The sequence below is a fragment of the Delftia sp. DS1230 genome (assembly GCF_040112715.1).
Classification (GTDB): domain Bacteria; phylum Pseudomonadota; class Gammaproteobacteria; order Burkholderiales; family Burkholderiaceae_C; genus Comamonas; species Comamonas tsuruhatensis.
In genome coordinates, this window is the sequence record NZ_CP157763.1 from 3,544,014 (window position 1) to 3,560,615 (window position 16,602).

13 protein-coding genes are annotated in these 16,602 nt (G+C 65.6%); 7 read left to right on the plus strand and 6 right to left on the minus strand.

All coding sequences use genetic code 11. The features are described from left to right. Nucleotides 1-21: 21 nt before the first annotated feature. Nucleotides 22-1,530 (plus strand): aldehyde dehydrogenase family protein, encoded by a 1,509-nt coding sequence (locus AAN986_RS15950; RefSeq protein WP_047218254.1) that lies wholly within the window; start codon nucleotides 22-24, stop codon nucleotides 1,528-1,530. 41 nt (nucleotides 1,531-1,571) lie between these two features. Here the strand turns inward: AAN986_RS15950 and dld are convergent, their stop codons facing one another. From dld to lldP, 4 genes are all read right to left on the minus strand, one after another. Next, nucleotides 1,572-3,341 carry a D-lactate dehydrogenase gene (gene dld, locus AAN986_RS15955; RefSeq protein ID WP_047218253.1) on the minus strand — a complete coding sequence of 590 codons (1,770 nt, stop codon included), beginning with the start codon at nucleotides 3,339-3,341 and terminating at the stop codon, nucleotides 1,572-1,574. Further along, the gene (gene lldD, locus AAN986_RS15960) at nucleotides 3,338-4,477 is read right to left on the minus strand and encodes an FMN-dependent L-lactate dehydrogenase LldD (RefSeq protein WP_016452885.1); all 1,140 of its coding nucleotides are present in this window, start codon (nucleotides 4,475-4,477) and stop codon (nucleotides 3,338-3,340) included. Before lldD ends, dld begins: the two co-directional genes overlap by 4 nt. A gap of 10 nt (nucleotides 4,478-4,487) precedes the next feature. Next, nucleotides 4,488-5,294, minus strand: a complete 807-nt coding sequence (lldR, locus tag AAN986_RS15965) for a transcriptional regulator LldR (protein WP_016446781.1) — start codon at nucleotides 5,292-5,294, stop codon at nucleotides 4,488-4,490. 185 nt (nucleotides 5,295-5,479) lie between these two features. After that, nucleotides 5,480-7,183 (minus strand): L-lactate permease, encoded by a 1,704-nt coding sequence (gene lldP / locus AAN986_RS15970; RefSeq protein WP_047218252.1) that lies wholly within the window; start codon nucleotides 7,181-7,183, stop codon nucleotides 5,480-5,482. A 587-nt stretch (nucleotides 7,184-7,770) separates the two neighbouring features. Between lldP and AAN986_RS15975 the strand changes: the two genes are divergently transcribed. The 3 genes from AAN986_RS15975 to AAN986_RS15985 are packed head-to-tail and all read left to right on the plus strand — an operon-like array spanning nucleotide 7,771 to nucleotide 11,055. Continuing rightward, nucleotides 7,771-8,655, plus strand: coding sequence for a putative selenate ABC transporter substrate-binding protein (locus AAN986_RS15975; protein ID WP_016446779.1), 885 nt, complete (start codon nucleotides 7,771-7,773; stop codon nucleotides 8,653-8,655). Between the two features lie 19 nt (nucleotides 8,656-8,674). Further along, nucleotides 8,675-9,499, plus strand: a complete 825-nt coding sequence (locus AAN986_RS15980) for a phosphonate ABC transporter ATP-binding protein (RefSeq protein WP_034363970.1) — start codon at nucleotides 8,675-8,677, stop codon at nucleotides 9,497-9,499. Next, entirely contained in the window at nucleotides 9,490-11,055 is a 1,566-nt protein-coding gene (locus tag AAN986_RS15985) for an ABC transporter permease subunit (RefSeq protein WP_047218297.1), read from the plus strand. The genes AAN986_RS15980 and AAN986_RS15985 overlap by 10 nt, the downstream gene beginning before the upstream one ends. Here the strand turns inward: AAN986_RS15985 and AAN986_RS15990 are convergent. Then, nucleotides 11,052-11,993 (minus strand): LysR family transcriptional regulator, encoded by a 942-nt coding sequence (locus AAN986_RS15990; RefSeq protein ID WP_046984853.1) that lies wholly within the window; start codon nucleotides 11,991-11,993, stop codon nucleotides 11,052-11,054. The genes AAN986_RS15985 and AAN986_RS15990 overlap by 4 nt on opposite strands. A gap of 145 nt (nucleotides 11,994-12,138) precedes the next feature. On the opposite strand from AAN986_RS15990, the gene AAN986_RS15995 reads away from it, so the two are divergent. After that, a complete protein-coding gene (locus AAN986_RS15995) occupies nucleotides 12,139-13,077 on the plus strand; it encodes a DMT family transporter (protein WP_046984851.1) in 939 nt (312 codons plus the stop codon). Between the two features lie 325 nt (nucleotides 13,078-13,402). Here the strand turns inward: AAN986_RS15995 and AAN986_RS16000 are convergent, their stop codons facing one another. Continuing rightward, nucleotides 13,403-14,182 (minus strand): hypothetical protein, encoded by a 780-nt coding sequence (locus AAN986_RS16000; RefSeq protein WP_227468592.1) that lies wholly within the window; start codon nucleotides 14,180-14,182, stop codon nucleotides 13,403-13,405. A gap of 406 nt (nucleotides 14,183-14,588) precedes the next feature. On the opposite strand from AAN986_RS16000, the gene AAN986_RS16005 reads away from it, so the two are divergent. Beyond that, on the plus strand, nucleotides 14,589-14,816 hold the full coding sequence (locus AAN986_RS16005; protein ID WP_151019911.1) for a hypothetical protein: 228 nt from the start codon (nucleotides 14,589-14,591) through the stop codon (nucleotides 14,814-14,816). 1,177 nt (nucleotides 14,817-15,993) lie between these two features. Continuing rightward, nucleotides 15,994-16,602, plus strand: coding sequence for a peptidoglycan recognition family protein (locus AAN986_RS16010; RefSeq protein WP_016446773.1), 609 nt, complete (start codon nucleotides 15,994-15,996; stop codon nucleotides 16,600-16,602).

The window sequence follows — 16,602 nt, forward strand, 5'->3', positions numbered from 1 at the left end:
TCCACCACCAAGGAGCACGCCATGAACCTCAGCGACATCCAGCACCAGATCACCGAACGCGCCAGCGCCTTCCTCAACCGGGGCACGCATGACCTCTTCATCGACGGCCAATGGGTGGCGGCCCAGACCGGCCAGCGCCTGTCCACCGTCAACCCGGCCACCGAGGCCGTGCTCGCCGAAGTCGCCAGCGCCGGCCCGGCCGACGTGGACCTGGCCGTGCGCGCCGCGCACCGCGCGCTGCACCTGGGCCCCTGGGGACGCATGCGCCCCGTGGAGCGCGAGCGCCTGATGCTGCGCCTGGCCGACCTCATGGAGACCCATGCCCAGGCCCTGGCCGAGGTCGAATCGCTGGACAACGGCAAGTCCGCCGCCATTGCGCGCGCCGTGGACATCGCCATGGCCATCGACTCCATCCGCTACATGGCCGGCTGGGCCACCAAGATCGAAGGCATGACGCACGAGCACTCCGTGCCCTTCGCGCCCGAGGCCCAGATGTTCACCTACACCCGGCGCGAGCCCGTGGGCGTGGTCGCCGCCGTCGTGCCCTGGAACTTCCCCCTGCTCATGGCCAGCTGGAAGCTGGCGCCCGCGCTGGCTGCCGGCTGCACCCTGGTGCTCAAGCCCGCCGAGCAGACGCCGCTGACCGCGCTGATGCTGGCCGAGCTGATCCAGGAAGCGGGCTTTCCGCCCGGCGTGTTCAACGTCGTCACGGGCGACGGCCCCGGCACGGGTGCGCCCCTGGTCTCGCACCCGCTGGTCAACAAGGTCAGCTTCACGGGCTCGACCGAGGTAGGCAAGCTCATCGGCCATGCCTGCATGGACAACATGACGCGCATCACGCTGGAGCTGGGCGGCAAGTCCCCCGTCATCGTGCTGGATGACTGCGACCCCGCCACGGCGGCGGCAGGTGCGGCCAATGCCATCTTCTTCAACCATGGCCAGGTCTGCTGCGCGGGCTCGCGCCTGTACGTGCACAAGAGCATGTTCGACCGCGTGGTGGCCGACGTGGCCGACCAGGCCGCCCAGCTCACCCTGGGCCATGGCCTGGACCCCCGCGCGCAGATGGGCCCGCTGGTCTCGCAGGAGCAGATGGAGCGTGTCTGCAGCTACATCGACATAGGCCGCAGCCAGGGCGCCGAGGTGGTGACGGGCGGCGCCCGCGCCGGCCAGCGCGGCTACTTCGTGCAGCCCACGGTGATGACCGGCGTGCAGCACGACCACCGCGTGGCCCGCGAGGAAATCTTCGGCCCCGTGCTCGTGGCCATGCCCTATGACGACCTCGACGAAGTCGCCGCCTGGGCCAACGACACGCCCTACGGCCTGGGCGCCAGCATCTGGTCCAACAACCTGTCCAAGGTCCACCGGCTGATCCCCAAGATCCAGTCCGGCACGGTCTGGGTCAACTGCCACAGCACCCTGGACCCGGGCATGCCCTTCGGCGGCTACAAGCAGTCCGGCATGGGCCGCGACATGGGCCGCACCGCGCTGGATGCCTACCTGGAGACCAAGTCGGTGTTCATCAATCTGTGAGGGGGTGCGGCGGGCTGCCCCCGGGCCCGCCTGCTCCTGCTCTACGGCGTTTCCGAATACCCCTTGGGCCATCCCCCCGGCCGGTCACAACACTCCTCCCAGCCCAGCTTGCGCGAGGTGTGGCCTATGCCGGGGTTGAAGGTGTTGGTGGGGTCCAGTTCACGGTAGAAGCCTGCCAGCGCGGGCTTGGCCACGTAGAGGTGGCCCACGTTGTGCTCGGCCGGATACTCGGCGCGGCGCGCGTCCAGCAGTTCCCACATGCGGTGCTCCATGGCCAGCGGGTCCACGCCCTTCTTGACGATGTAGTCCTGGTGGAAGACATGGCAGAAGAAGTGGCCGTAGTAGAGCTTGTGGACCATGTCGCGCTCGACCTCGGCGGGCAGTTGCTCCACCCATTCGCGGTCGTTGCGGCGCAGGGCCACGTCCAGGGCCACGATGTCCTCGACCTGGGCGCGGTGCACCTCGCGGTAGCGGATGGCAGCGCCCGCGATGGCGAAGCGGTGCAGGAAGGCCTTGCGCCCCTCGTCGGCATCGCACTCGAACCAGCCGCCCGTGGTGCTGCCGCTGAAGTGCCGCGTGAGGAATTCACGCGTGGCCTCGGCCGTGTCGTTGGACACGCGCACCAGCAGGTGGTGCTCATAGCGGTCGCGCCACTGGCGCATGCGCGCGGGCAGGTGGCTGGGCAGCAGGTTGGTCAGCGCCTGGATCACGCGGTCGGTGACGCCGCGCAGGCCGAAGCGTTCGAAGAAGCCGTCCACGCGGCTCTTGAGGGCGAAGGCGGCCGGCACCCTGGCCGTGCCGAAGCGGTCGATCAGCAGGAAGGTGTCCTTGCCGTATTTCTCGCCGATGTCGTAGGCCGTGCGGTGGATGTACTCGCCGGCGATCGGCAGGCGCGGCAGCGCGGTCAGCAGCTCGCGGCGCACGGCCGTGAGGTCGTCGGGCGAATTGCTGCCTATATAGAAGACGGTGCTGGGCTCCTTGGGGAAGGTGTCCAGCCGCACGGCGAACAGGCACAGCTTGCCGGCCGAGCCCGAGGCCTCGAACAGGCGCGAGGGGTCGGCATTGAAGCGCGCGGGCGTATCCTCGTCCACGGCGCGCACGGCATCGGCATAGCGCGGGTCGGAGGCGGCGCGCTGCGCATCGTGGGCGATGTCGGACTCGGTGTAGTCGCCGTTTTGCAGCCGCGTGAGGATTTCCTCGGGCGTGCGGCCCAGGGCGATGCCCAGGTGGTTGACGAGTTCCAGCGAGCCGTCGCCGCAGACGCGCGCGTACAGCGCCAGTTCGGTATAGGCCGGGCCGCGCCGCACCAGGGCGCCGCCCGAGTTGTTGCAGATGCCGCCCAGCACCGAGGCGCCGATGCACGACGAGCCGATCACCGAATGCGGCTCGCGCCCCAGCGGCGCCAGCGCCTGCTCCAGCCGGTCCAGCGTGGCGCCGGGCAGGCAGACCACCTGGGCGCCGCCGCCAATGACCTGCACGCCGGTGATGCGCAAGGTGTTGATGAGCACGATCTCGCGGTCGTAGTCCGCGCCGTCGGGCGTGGAGCCGCCCGTCAGGCCCGTGTTGGCGGCCTGCATGATGACGATACGCCCGGCCGCCACGGCGGCCTGCACCACCTTCCACTGCTCCAGCAGCGTCGCGGGCCGCACCACGGCCAGCACCGGGCCCTCGCCCGTGCGGTGGCCCTTGCGGAAGCGGCGCGTGGCCTGGTCGTCGGTGAGCACATGGGCCGCGCCCACGGCCTGGCGCAGCTGCTGCAGCAGGGTTTCGCGGGACACCTGGGGCATGGCGGAGATGGCCGGCGCGCTCATGCTTCGCGCACCAGCAGGTCACCGGTGATGTCTGCCACCTTGCTGACGCTGGTCAGCGTCATGGCCACGCGCATCTCCTTTTCCAGCAGCTCCAGCAGGTGCTTGACGCCGGCCTCGCCGGCAGCGGCCAGCGCGTAGATAAAAGCGCGGCCGATCATGGCGCAGTCGGCGCCCAGGGCGATGGCGCGCACCACGTCCAGACCGTTGCGGATGCCGGAGTCGGCCAGGATCTTGATCTGGCCCTTGACCGCATCGGCAATGGCCGGCAGCGCGCGGGCCGAGGACAGCACGCCGTCGAGCTGGCGGCCGCCATGGTTGGAGACGATGATGCCGTCGGCGCCAAAGCGCACGGCGTCCTTGGCGTCCTCGGGGTCCAGGATGCCCTTGATGACCATGGGTCCCTTCCAGAAGGCGCGTATCCATTCGAGGTCCTTCCAGGAAATGGAGGGATCGAAGTTGGCGCCCAGCCAGCCGATGTAGTCGGCCAGGCCCGTGGGGCTGCCCCGGTAGGCCGAGATGTTGCCCAGGTCATGCGGGCGGCCCAGCAGGCCCACGTCCATGGACCAGGCCGGATGCGTGACCGACTGCCAGTAGCGGCGCATGGCGGCATTCGGGCCGCTCATGCCCGAATGCGCATCGCGGTAGCGCGCGCCGGGCACGGGCATGTCCACGGTGAAGACCAGGGTGGAGCAGCCGGCCGCCTGGGCACGCTCCAGCGCGTTCTGCATGAAGCCCCGGTCCTTGAGCACATAGAGCTGGAACCACATGGGGCGCTTGATCTTGGGCGCCACCTCTTCGATGGGGCAGACCGAGACCGTGGACATGGTGAACGGAATGCCATGGGCGTCGGCCGCGCGCGCGGCCTGCACTTCGCCGCGGCGGCGGTACATGCCCGTCAGGCCCACGGGCGACAGCGCCACGGGGATGGACAGTTTCTCGCCGAACAGCTCGATGCTGGTGTCCAGCCGGCTCATGTCCTTGAGCACGCGCTGGCGCAGCGCCACGGCGGCCATGTCCTCGACATTGCGGCGCAGCGTCTGCTCGGCATAGGCGCCGCCGTCGATGTAGTGGAACAGGAAAGGCGGCAGGCGCTTTTGCGCCGCCGCACGGTAGTCGGAGGTGGAGGAGATGATCATGATGGGTGTCTCATGTCTTTCGTATCAGGTCTGAAGTGGGCAGCAGCGCGGGCGCGGCGTCCAGAGGCAGCCGCATGGAGCGCTCGCGCCGCGCGCGGTCCTCGTCCAGGCGCTGGATGGTGGTGCGCACATGCTCCAGGTGCTCGCCGATGCATTCGCGGGCGCGCTGCGGGTCGCCGTCCAGGATGGCCTGCATGAGGCTCTGGTGCTGCACGGTCAGCTCCTGCAGGGTCTGGGGCGCGCTCAGGCGGAACATGTCGTGGCGGTTGCGTTCCACCGTGGACAGCACCACGGTGAACAGGCTGTGCATGACCTGCACCAGCACCAGGTTGTGCGAAGCCTCGGCAATGGCCAGGTGGAACTGCGCGTCGGCGCGCGCCGCCAGCTCGGCGTGGCCGCTTTGCTGGTGCTGGATCATCACCTCGAAGCAGCGCTGGATATGGTCCTTGTCCTGCGGCGTGGCGCGCTGGGCGGCCAGCCAGGCCGTGCTGGTCTCCAGCGCGTGGCGGGTTTCCAGCACGTCGTAGCGGTAGTGGGAATCGGACTCCATCAGGCCGGCCAGCGGCCGCATGGCGTCCTTGAGCCAGTCCGCAGGCTCGGCAGCCGGCGCCGGCTCCTGCAGGTAGGTGCCATCGCCGCGCCGCGCCACCAGCACGCCCTGGCTGGTGAGTTTCTGTATGGCCTCGCGCACCGAGGTGCGCGAGACGCCCAGCTCGGCCGCCAGTTGCCGCTCCGCGGGCAGCCGCTGTCCGGGCTGCACTCCGCTGGCCTGCACCAGGGCAAGCAATTTCTCGACAACTTGATCGGCAACGCGCATGGGGATTCTCAGAATTGGTTTTCAGTGATTCACGGCGCTATGCGCCAGCCTCATCGCATGAAACCCGCACTGCCCAAGCCAGGGACACCGAGCAAGGGCCGCCCCGCCGCGAGGGTGTCGTCCCCCTCCCCCGCGAAGCGGGTAGAGAGGGGGAAGGCGCGCAGCGACTCAGGGGGTGTTTCATGTCAATACCCCGGAATCATCCACGTAAACACATAGGCTTGCAGCGTCGTGATCACCCCGATGATCACGGCGAACATCAGGCTGTGCTTGACCGTGAAGCGGAACAGGTCCGACTCACGCCCTGCCAGGCCCACGGCTGCGCAGGCAATGGCGATGGACTGGGGCGAGATCATCTTGCCCGTCACGCCGCCCGTGGTGTTGGCCGCCACCGTGAGCACCTGGGGCAGGCCCAGCTGCTGCGCCGTGGTGGCCTGCAGCGCGGCGAACAGCGCGTTGGCCGAAGTGTCCGAGCCCGTGAGGAACACGCCGATCCAGCCCAGGAAGGGCGAGAAGAACGTGAACGCCTGGCCCGTGTGTGCCAGCGCCAGGGCCAGCGTGGCCGACAGGCCCGAGTAGTTGGCCACGAAGGCGAAGGCCAGCACCATGCCGATGGAGTAGATCGGCACCGCCAGTTCCCTGAAGGTCTCGCCCAGCGTGGCCACGGCCTTGGCGGGAGACAGGCGCGTGAAGGTGATGGTGATCAGCGCCGCGATCAGGATGGCCGTGCCGGTGGCCAGCAGCCAGTTGAAGGTGTAGACCGCGCCGTAGGGCGCAGCGGCGGCCACGACGGGGGGCGTCTTCTCCACCAGGTTGTGCAGGAAGGGCACGGGGATGTTGATGACGGTGGAGGCCAGCGGGCCGCCTGCGGCGAACAGCGCCTTGAAGGGCTTGATGCTCCAGATCGTCACCATGGCCGTGAGGATGATGAAGGGCGACCAGGCCTTGATGACGGCGCCGGCCGTCAGCGGTGCACCGGAAGCGGCGGCGGGAGCCTTGACCGCCGTGGCTGTCTTCGCAATGGCAGCAGCCTTGCCGCCCTCGCCTTCCGTGTCGAACCGGAAGATGCGCTTGGGCTGCCAGACCTTGAGGAACAGCGTCAGCGCCACCAGCGAGACGATGGCCGAGGTGATGTCCGGCAGCTCGGGGCCGATGTAGTTCGCCGTGAGGAACTGCACCACGGCGAAGGAGCCGCCGCCCACCAGCACGGCAGGCCAGGTTTCCTTGACGCCGCGCCAGCCGTCCATGATGGCCATCAGCCAGAACAGCACGAGCACGGTCATGAAGGGCAGCTGGCGGCCGGCCATCTGGCCGATGGCGAAGGCATCCACGCCCGAGACCTGCCCCGCCACGATGATGGGAATGCCCATGGCGCCGAAGGCCACGGGCGCCGTGTTGGCGATCAGGCACAGGCCCGCCGCATAGAGCGGCTTGAAGCCCAGGCCCACCAGCAGCGCGGCCGTGATGGCCACGGGCGCGCCGAAGCCGGCCGCGCCCTCCAGGAAGGCGCCGAAGCAAAAGCCCACCAGGATGAGCTGCAGCCGCTGGTCGGGCGTGACCGACAGGATGGACGAGCGGATCACGTCGAACTGCCCCGTCTTGACCGAGATCTTGTAGAGGAACACGGCCGCCACGATGATCCAGGCGATGGGCCACAGGCCGTAGAAGAAGCCGTACACGGCCGAGGCCAGTGCCGCGCTCACGGGCATCTTGTAGAACAGCAGTGCCACGCCCAGCGCCAGCGCCACGGTGACGGTGCCAGCCTGGTAGCCCTTGAGACGGAACCTGGTCAGCGCCAGGAAGAAAAAGATGATGGGAATCAGCGCGATCAGCGCCGAGATCCAGATGTTCCCGGCGGGATCGTAGTTCTGCTGCCAGATGGTTTGCATGACCGTGTCTCTAGATGATGGGGAGGGCGCGGTAAGCGCCCCTTGTCGGCCACTCCCTCTCGTTGCAGCGTTGGCATGCGGTGCGATCCGCACAGGATGTCTGCTGGCTGGCTGCAACGGTGTCTGGGAGTGTTCCCCGCGCTGGCGCCTTGTGGGCCATTGGCAAATTGGTCCAACCAATTAAACCAAAATTCAGACCATTGCGCGAAGTGGTGCGATTCTCAGAGCTTTCAAGTGGGCAGATGAACAGGGTAAACACCTAAAAGAGTGCAGATAGTGCACCAGGATATTTATTGGTCATACCAATAATTGATATTTTGGTGCAACGCATGTTCAAGTCCCCGGCCAAGCAAGGTCCCAGGCGGTGCACAAACGCAGCGCACGCGGGAAAAAGATCGGCGGCCGCGCTGTGCCGGCAGGTCCGCCGCTCAAGCCTGACGCTCCCCAACGGAAAAGCCCGCTCCCTACAATGCAGCCTCAGCGGTCGGTGTACCGCCCTTGTACCTTCGGCGCCCGGGTCAGCCCCGGGCGCCTTATTAAACCGCCGTGTATCCGGACGGCGGTGGCTGATTGAACGGAGCCCATCCATGAACCACATTCCTGCGCGCCGCTCGGCGCTGCGCCAGGCGGCTGCCTGCGTGCTGGCCGCCTCCACCCTGTCCAGCCTGCCTGCGCTGGCCGCCGAACCCGCCGTGCTGCGCGTCTCGGCCATCCCGGATGAAGCTCCCACCGAGCTGCAGCGCAAGTTCGAGCCGCTGGGCAAGTACCTCTCGGCACAGACCGGCATGAAGGTGGTGTTCACGCCCGTGACCGACTACGCCGCCGTGGTCGAGTCGCTGGCCACACGCAAGCTGGACCTGGCCTGGCTGGGCGGCTTCACCTTCGTGCAGGCCAAGATCCGCACCAACGGCACGGCCATTCCCATCGTGCAGCGCGAGGAAGACGCCAGGTTCACCTCCAAGTTCATCACGGCCAACCCCGCCATCAAGACCCTGGCCGACCTCAAGGGCAAGAGCTTTGCCTTTGGCGCGCCCTCGTCCACCTCGGGCAGCCTGATGCCGCGCTTTTTCCTGCAGCAGGACGGCATCAACCCCGAGAAGGACTTCAAGACCGTGGCCTTCTCCGGCGCGCATGACGCCACCGTGGCCTTCGTGGCCGCAGGCAAGGCCGAGGCCGGCGTGCTCAACGCATCGGTCTGGGACAAGCTGGTGGAGAGCAAGAAGGTCGATACCAGCAAGGTGCGCGTGTTCGCCACCACGCCGCCCTACTTCGACTACAACTGGACCGTGCGCGGCGACCTGGACCCGGCCCTGGTCAAGAAGCTGACCGACGCCTTCCTGGCGCTGGACCCGGCCAAGCCCGAGCACAAGGCCATCCTGGAGCTGCAGCGCGCCGCGCGCTTCATTCCCACCCAGGCCTCGAACTACGAAGGCATCGAGGCCGCCGCCAAGTCGGCCGGCCTGCTCAAGTAAGCCGCGGCAGGCGTAATCCATGAGCTTTGAACTGCAAGGCGTGGGCCTGACCCACGCCGGCGGCGGCATTGCGCTGCGCGGCGTGACGCTGGCCGCACGCCAGGGCGAAGCCATTGCGCTGATCGGCCCCTCGGGCGCGGGCAAGACCACGCTGCTGTCCGTCATCGGCACGGCGCTGGCGCCCAGCCAGGGCCGGCGCAGCGTGCTGGGCGACGAGGTGCCTGCGTCCAGCGCGGGGGCTCCCCGGCTGCTGCGCGCGCGCATCGGCACGGTGCACCAGGCGCCGCCCATACCGCCGCGCCAGCGCGTGGTCACGGCCGTGCTGGCCGGGCGGCTGGGCCGCTGGCCGGCCTGGAAGGCGCTGGCCTCGCTGCTGTACCCACAGGACACCGCTGGCGCGCGCGAGGCCCTTGCCCGCGTGCAGCTGGCAGACAAGCTGTTCGCGCGCTGCGACCAGCTCTCGGGCGGGCAGCTGCAGCGCGTGGGCATTGCCCGCGTGCTCTACCAGCAGGCCGAGCTGATCCTGGCCGACGAGCCCGTGGCCGCGCTGGACCCGGCCCTGGCCCTGTCCACCGTGCAACTGCTGGTGCACGAAGCCGCCGCGCGCGGCGCCACCCTGGTGGCCAGCCTGCATGCCGTGGACCTGGCGCTGGCCTGCTTTGCGCGCATCGTGGGCATCCGCGATGGCGCCATCGCCTTCGACCTGCCGGCGGCTGAAGTCACGCAGGAACACCTGCGTGCGCTGTATGGGTCCGAGCATGCTGGCGATGATCCCTCCCGCCCTGCGTGGACACCCGCGCCCGCCGCCTTTGCCGCACCGCTGTCCGCATCCGCATGCCGTTGAGTTCCGATCTGCACGCGCTGCGTGATCCCGCCGCGCCCCGCCGCCTCGGCGCCCTGGTGCTGGCCGCCGTCGTTCTGTGGCCGCTGTTCCAGGGCGCGGGCGTCAGCCTGGGCGCGCTGTTCGATCCCGGCAACCTGCAGGTCATAGGCCGCTTTCTGGCCACCTTCCTGCCGCCCGAGACCGGGCGCGAATTCCTGGGCTACCTGGGCCGCGCCACGCTGGAGACCCTGGCCATTGCCACGGCCGGCATGGCCCTGGCGTTTGTGCTGGCCGTGCCGCTGGCCTACCTGGTCACGGGCGCCGCGCGCGAGCGGCGGGCGCTCAACCCCGTCACGCGCGGCCTGCTCACCATCCTGCGCGGCGTGCCCGAACTGGTCTGGGCCCTGGTCTTCGTGCGCGTCTTCGGCCTGGGGCCGGCCGCTGGCGTGCTGGCCCTGGGCCTGACCTATGGCAGCATGCTGGCCAAGGTCTATGCGGAAATCCTGGAATCGGCCGACCCCGCACCCGCGCGTGCCCTGGCGCAGGCCGGCGCGCGCCGGCCGCTGGCCATGCTCTACGGCCTGCTGCCCCAGGCCGCGCGCGAGCTGACCTCGTACACCGTCTACCGCTGGGAGTGCGCCATACGCGCCTCGGTGGTCATGGGCTTTGTGGGCGCGGGCGGCCTGGGCCAGCTCATGGACCAGGCCATGAAGATGCTCAACGGCGGCGAGGCCAGCACCATCTTGCTGACCTTCATGCTGCTGGTCTGGGGCGCCGACCTGCTCTCGCGCGGCCTGCGCCGCGCGCTGGACACGCCACCCGCCGCGCGTGCCAGCGCGTGGGGCTGGCGCAGCGCCCTCACCTGCGCCGCCCTGGCGCTGGGCGTGGCCGCCAGCTTTGCCATGCTGGAGATGGACCTGCCCTCGCTGTTCACCGGCGCGGCGGGCCGGTCCATGCTGGAGTTCGTCATCAGCTTCTTCCCGCCCGACACCAGCGCCGAATGGCTGCGCAAGGTGGCCGTGGGCGTGTGGGAGACGCTGGCCATTTCCGTGGTCGGCACCCTGCTGGCGGCCGTGCTGGGCCTGCTGCTGGCGCTGCCGCGCTGGCGCGCCCCCTGGAGCCTGGTGCTCAACGTGCTGCGCTCCGTGCCCGAGCTGGTCTGGGCCACCATCACCGCCCTGGCCGTGGGCCTGGGCCCGTTCGCAGGCGCGCTGGCGCTGGCGCTGCACACGGCCGGCGTGCTGGGGCGCCTGTATGCCGAGGCCCTGCAGAACCAGCCCGCCGCCCCCACCCAAGCGCTGCGCCTGTCCGGCAGCGGCCGTGCCATGGCCTTCCTCTACGCGACGCTGCCCGGCGCCGCGCCGCAGTTGCTGGCCTATACGCTGTACCGCTGGGAGATGAACATCCGCATGGCCGCCATCCTGGGCTTCGTGGGCGCGGGCGGGCTGGGGCAGTTGCTGTACTTCGAGCTGTCGCTGTTCCACTATGCCCAGGCCAGCACCGTCATCATCGCCATGCTGGCGCTGTCCGTGGCTGTGGACTGGGCCAGCGCGGCGCTGCGCAGGCGCATGGGTTAGGTGGCGGGGGCCGCGGCGCCGTCACCCTCCACCTCGACCAGGTAGTCGATCAGCGCCCGCAGCTTCAGCGGCACATGGCGCGTGGGCGCATAGACCGCATGCACCACGCGCGGCGCGTACTTGCCGCACAGCGCCCAGCCCGGCAGCACGGGCGCCAGCTGCCCGGCCTGCAGCGCCGCCTGCGCCGCAAAGTCCGCTACCACGCCGATGCCCTGCCCCTGCTGCAGCGCCTGGATGATGCCCAGGCTGCTGGCAATGGTGATGGGCGTATTCACCAGCAGACGCGTAGCGGGCGCGGCCGGCTGGTGCCCAGCGCGCTGCGGACGCAATTCGACCTCGTTCTGGAACTGGCCGTAGCCCAGGCTGATGAAGGGATGCGCCAGCAACTGCTCAGGCGCACCGATGGCCTCATGCCGCGCCAGGTAGCCGGGTGTGGAGACCAGCACATAGCGGATGGTCTTGAGCGGCCGCGCCACCAGCCCCGGCGCGATCTGGCCCGGCACGCTGATGCGCAGGCCCAGGTCCAGCCCCTCGGCCACCAGGTCCACCATGCGGTCCGTCATGTCCACCTGCACCTGTACCTCGGGCCAGCGCGCGCAAAAGCCCGGCAGCAGTGGTGACAGCCAGAGATCGCCCAGCACGGCCGGCGCGCTGATCTTCAGCAGCCCGCGCGGCTGCTGGCGCAACTGGCCCGCCAGCGCCTGCACGGCCTGGGCATCCTCCACCAGCCGCAGGCAGGCCTGATGGATCTCGGCCCCCGCCTCGGTCAGCGACAGCGAGCGCGTGGTGCGCTGCAGCAGCCGCAGCCCGAAATGCGCCTCCAGCCGCCCCACGCTGCGGCTCACGGCCGAGGTCGTCAGCCCCAGCTGCCGGGCCGCGCCCGCAAAGCTCTGGTGCTCCACCACACGGGCGAAGACCAGCATTTCATCCAGGGGCATGGCGGTATCGGGCAAGGCGCTACTCCGGTCTTTGTTGCATGGCAGGCAATATTAATTTGAATGACTCATGGATTGTTGATTGATTGCAAGGTCCGCAAGATACGGCCATGCGCTCCATACCGAAGCGCGCCCAGGAATCGACACCATGTCCCACAGCCCCAGCCTCACCTCTGCAACCTCAACCGCACGGCCCCGAACCAGCCAGGGCGGCACCTGGCGCATGCTGCTGGCCATGGCGCTGTCGGGCACCATCGGCCTGCTCGTCGTGGAAAGCGCGCTGCCGCCGCTGCTGGTCGTATTCGCCCGGTGCGTGCTGGGCGCACTGGGCCTGGGCCTGTGGCTGGCCTGGCGGCGCGAATGGGTCGCCCCTCAAGGCCGGGAATGGCTGTGGCTGGCCGGCGGCGGCATCGCCCTGGTGCTCAACTGGGTCGCCCTCTTCAGCGCCTACCACTACAGCTCCATCGCCGTGGCCACCGTGGTCTACCACGTGCAGCCCTTCATGCTGCTGGCTCTTTCGGCGCTGCAGGGCGAGCCCGTTGAACGCCGCAAGCTGCCCTGGCTACTGCTGGCCCTGCTGGGGGTGGCACTGAGCAGCGGCCTGGTCGGGCTGGATGGCATGGGTGCATCGCATGCTGGAACAGGCGCGTGGATAGGCGTGGCCCTGGCCCTGCTGGCCGCCGCTCTCTACGCAGGCACCACGGTCGCCACGCGCCGCCTGGGCCACATGCCCTCGGCCCAGATCGCCATGCTGCAGATGCTGGCGGGCGGACTGGTGCTGAGCCTGTGGGCCCTGCCGCTGCTCACCCATATCGCCGCAACCAGCCCTCAATTGCTGTCAGCGCGCGCCGCCTCCATGGTGCTGACCCTGGGACTGGTCCATACGGCCTTCATGTACACGGTGATGTATGCCGCATTCCAGCGGCTGCCGGCGCCCGCCATTGCGGCACTGTCCTTCGTCTACCCCGCCATGGCCTTGCTGGTGGATCTGGTCTGGTTTGGCGCCGTGCCGTCGGCGGCGCAGTGGGTCGGGATGGGCTGCATTGTGGTGGCGGTGCTGGGGCACCGGCTCACGGGCCAGTCCTAACGGTCCAGCGCAAACAAGCCGAACGTAATCTGGTGCGAACGCCCAGGTTTTCCGGAGCAGGATCAGAATCGTTTTCGGCCTGATCGGAAAAACATGATCGACATCAAAACCCCAAAACCATCATCCTCGTCACGAGAAATCCACTACCCCAATAGCGGATTACAAAAATAGACGAGAGAGTTCAAATTTACCATGCGGAATAGTATGCACCTGCGAAATTCGTGCAATAGAGTAACTGCAGGATCAGAGACAAAGGTCTTTGCCCCAAGATCCTGGAGTTACCACGGATTTTAAGGAAACCAGATCAACCGGAAACTGTCAATCATCAATTTTTCTTGATGATGTAGCTGGGGCTGGTAACAATGTTCGCATAAGGATCAATCCTCATGCAATTGGAGGATGAGGGGTTTGTGCTCAGAGTCGTCCATCCGGCAGGACCTGGCTCACAGGCCTCAAGCTGGTAACCCGAGGGCGCATTGCTGATGAAGGCATGTGTCGTGTTCAGAGCCCACGTGATACCGCCTACACTACTGTGCAGTGTGCACTTTCCGCCAACAGCTTTCTTGACCCAATGCCCCGGCGCAGGATTGGCTCCATTACACTCAGTTCTTGTCTGCAACGTATATCCGCCATCCAGCCACATATAGGCATGGTTTTGCAGCAACAACGGTGGCTGTCCATTTTCGTTGATGAAGTAGGCTACGATTTTATGCCTTTTCCCATCACGTTCGGCATATGGCACATCCAGAGTTCCACTGAAACCGTGCACACCGGAGTCTCCGCATATATTTCCTACCGCCTGCTCGCGTGGGATATTTGCATGCAAAGCACCTAGGAATTTATTATCTGCACTACCGCTCCAGAAGTGAACCCATCCGGAAACGCCAGGCGTTGCCGGATTACACGCCCATCCTTCTATGTGAGCGCCATCGGTATAGGTATTGGACGTGGAACCGATCCACCCTTCCGCCAATGCATTCGACGACAAGAAAGAAGCAAAAACTACCGCACAACCAACATATGCAATCTTCATTACGGAAATCTCCTCAAGTACAATAATTTTAAAACCACACCGACTTAATTTTATTTTTTCAACTCCTTTCATTTCATGCGCTCAGTATATTTTCCCATATACCATTCCCACTGAGTTTCAAAAATTATTTGGCACACTCACTTAAGACACCGAACAAGCATCATTGCTCTGTCGTATTTTTCTCAACTGCGTCGAGGCGACAAGCCTAACTCGGTATGAAGATTTTTGCAAACCCCCATTTTTTCCCTGGACAAACAGTTAGCAAGCCAATAATTATCCAACATGCAAAATAAGCACTCACTCACCACAATACAATCTATAGCCTTGACTGTGGGTGCCACAAGCACGAATGCAATGCAAGCCCCATTCACTCATCGTTTCCTTACCAAAGGCGAAGTGGGGGTATCGAGGGCGAATGGCACGACCATGCATCTCACGTCCCTCATGGAGATGGTCATGTTGACGAAAGAGATTCTCTATGAATACGATCGGTGCGATCGACGAAGAGATACAACATCTCACTTTCAGGCCAGCCAATGACATGGGCATCTGCCGCAAATATGGTGGTGCACTGCCTCAGTTCGCCGGGCACAACAATAGGACAACTGATTTCCCGGGGCGACGAGGTTATGGCAAGCGCCTTGTACCGTATGCACATTTCACCATGCCCTCCCACGTGCATCTCTTCATCTTGCTCTCCCGCTGAATGTGGCTCTACGCACGATCTCTACGCAGAGGGGCGGCACGGATACTTCGCGTGCCGGATCCGGTGCGTGCCCGATCCAGCCTGCCGCACTTTCCTTTATCTATCCGGCCATGATATTGCTGGTAGACCTGACCCGCTTCACCGTCGGGCCATGGGCCACGCAATGGGCCGGCATGGCCAGCACCATGGCAGCAGTGCTGGCGGCCGGCTGGTGGAAATAACTGAAAGCCGACACCCCAAGACTGCGTTGCGGGAACACCAGGACAATCTGAGCCAGCCATAGAAACCGTTGAAATCTCTGAACCTTCTTGGTGACCACCGGCTTCCAGGCAAAAGCCAATACTTATAAAGGCCCGTCCATGTTCTGCCTGAAGCGAAATCCCCCGTCTGAGGCCGCGTGCTGCGCGGCGCCGCCGCCCTTGCCTCTTGCTCGCCGCCATGATGCTGGACAAGCTGCCCCTTCTGCCCAGGATCGCTGCTTTAATGGCGCCCAATGGCTGCTGTCCGGACGTTCTGCGCGCTGGCTGATGGGTCTTCTTCAAACCTGTTAGCAAGACGACTGCAAAAGCTCAGGCCCGGATGCAACTTCCCGGCCTGCGAAAGCGTCCTTGACAGACTGGATATCAGGTACCGGCACCATATCCAGGACTGCACCTGCGGCTTGCAAGGCGAAATTTATCTAATACAACTAGACGTGAACCGACAATAGGTTGTTTGCAGATTTGAGCCTGGACATCAGGACGACGCCTCCGATGTCGCTGTGCAATCTCTGCCTGTTGTAGGTGCTGCCAGATAGAAAAGGCATTAGTCCACTCGGCTGAGTTCAGGTACGCCCAGCCATAGTCTCATTCGCGAAGCATCCACTGAATGAACTTCTCGACCTTGCCATTGGTCTGCTGCCGGCGCATCCAATTGCGGCGCTTTCATGGGTCACCGCGCAGGCCGGTGCACTTCGCTGCCGCTGGGCGTGACGGAATGCAGGACATTTCTGCGATTCATCAATCCTTCATGAACCCAAGTCAATTGTTTCAACATATTTCAATCAACAAAGTCTGTCGTACATTTCGAATTATTTCTATCTAATAAACCTGTATGCTGTGCCGGTTTTCCAGCCAGCCGCAACCAACCAGTCGGAATAAAGAGGGAGAAATAATTGGCCACTATCGAAAAAGGATTGATGGTAGACAAAAGCGTCGAAGTCAAGACCTATCCGTCCATAGAGCACGGCGCTTTGCTGTCCGTCACATCCATCGTGCTGCACCGCACTGACTCGTCCACAGCCGCCAGCGTGCTCAATGCCTACAAGAGCGGCCAGAAGACGGGGGCGCACTTTCTGATCGAGAAGGACGGCAAGATCTACCAGACGGCCAGCCTTGAGCGCATCTGCTGGCATGTGGGAATTCTTCAGCCGCGCTGCGTCAACGAGAGCACCTGCGATCCCACGGAACTCAAGAACATCAATGCCCTGCTGCACCAAAAGGGCCTGAGCTTCAGCAAGCGGGCCAAGAATGTGTCATCGCACGAGAACACAAAGGCCTATCCGTTGCGTTATCCGGCCAACAGCGACTCCGTGGGCATCGAGGTGGTGGGCCGCTTCCTGCCATCGACCAAGGATTACGAGGCGCCCACCCAATCGCAGCTGTTCCAGACCAAATGGCTGACCCAGCAATTGGTGGACCACTACAAGCTCAAGCTGCTGTCCGATGTCTACTCCCACGGCGCCATTGCCCGCAAGGAAGCGACCGAAGGCGCCCAATTGCTGCGCTACATCTTCACGGGAGCCTGA

Bases quoted from the DNA above. Each gene is read 5' to 3' on its own strand.
- AAN986_RS15985 (WP_047218297.1), top strand. From the start codon at position 9,490: ATGCCGTTGAGTTCCGATCTGCACGCGCTGCGTGATCCCGCCGCGCCC.
- lldP (WP_047218252.1), bottom strand. From the start codon at position 7,183: ATGCAAACCATCTGGCAGCAGAACTACGATCCCGCCGGGAACATCTGG.
- AAN986_RS15995 (WP_046984851.1), top strand. From the start codon at position 12,139: ATGTCCCACAGCCCCAGCCTCACCTCTGCAACCTCAACCGCACGGCCC.
- AAN986_RS16010 (WP_016446773.1), top strand. From the start codon at position 15,994: ATGGTAGACAAAAGCGTCGAAGTCAAGACCTATCCGTCCATAGAGCAC.
- dld (WP_047218253.1), bottom strand. From the start codon at position 3,341: ATGAGCGCGCCGGCCATCTCCGCCATGCCCCAGGTGTCCCGCGAAACC.
- lldD (WP_016452885.1), bottom strand. From the start codon at position 4,477: ATGATCATCTCCTCCACCTCCGACTACCGTGCGGCGGCGCAAAAGCGC.
- AAN986_RS15975 (WP_016446779.1), top strand. From the start codon at position 7,771: ATGAACCACATTCCTGCGCGCCGCTCGGCGCTGCGCCAGGCGGCTGCC.
- AAN986_RS16000 (WP_227468592.1), bottom strand. From the start codon at position 14,182: ATGAAAGGAGTTGAAAAAATAAAATTAAGTCGGTGTGGTTTTAAAATT.
- AAN986_RS15950 (WP_047218254.1), top strand. From the start codon at position 22: ATGAACCTCAGCGACATCCAGCACCAGATCACCGAACGCGCCAGCGCC.
- AAN986_RS15990 (WP_046984853.1), bottom strand. From the start codon at position 11,993: ATGCCCCTGGATGAAATGCTGGTCTTCGCCCGTGTGGTGGAGCACCAG.
- AAN986_RS16005 (WP_151019911.1), top strand. From the start codon at position 14,589: ATGAATACGATCGGTGCGATCGACGAAGAGATACAACATCTCACTTTC.
- AAN986_RS15980 (WP_034363970.1), top strand. From the start codon at position 8,675: ATGAGCTTTGAACTGCAAGGCGTGGGCCTGACCCACGCCGGCGGCGGC.
- lldR (WP_016446781.1), bottom strand. From the start codon at position 5,294: ATGCGCGTTGCCGATCAAGTTGTCGAGAAATTGCTTGCCCTGGTGCAG.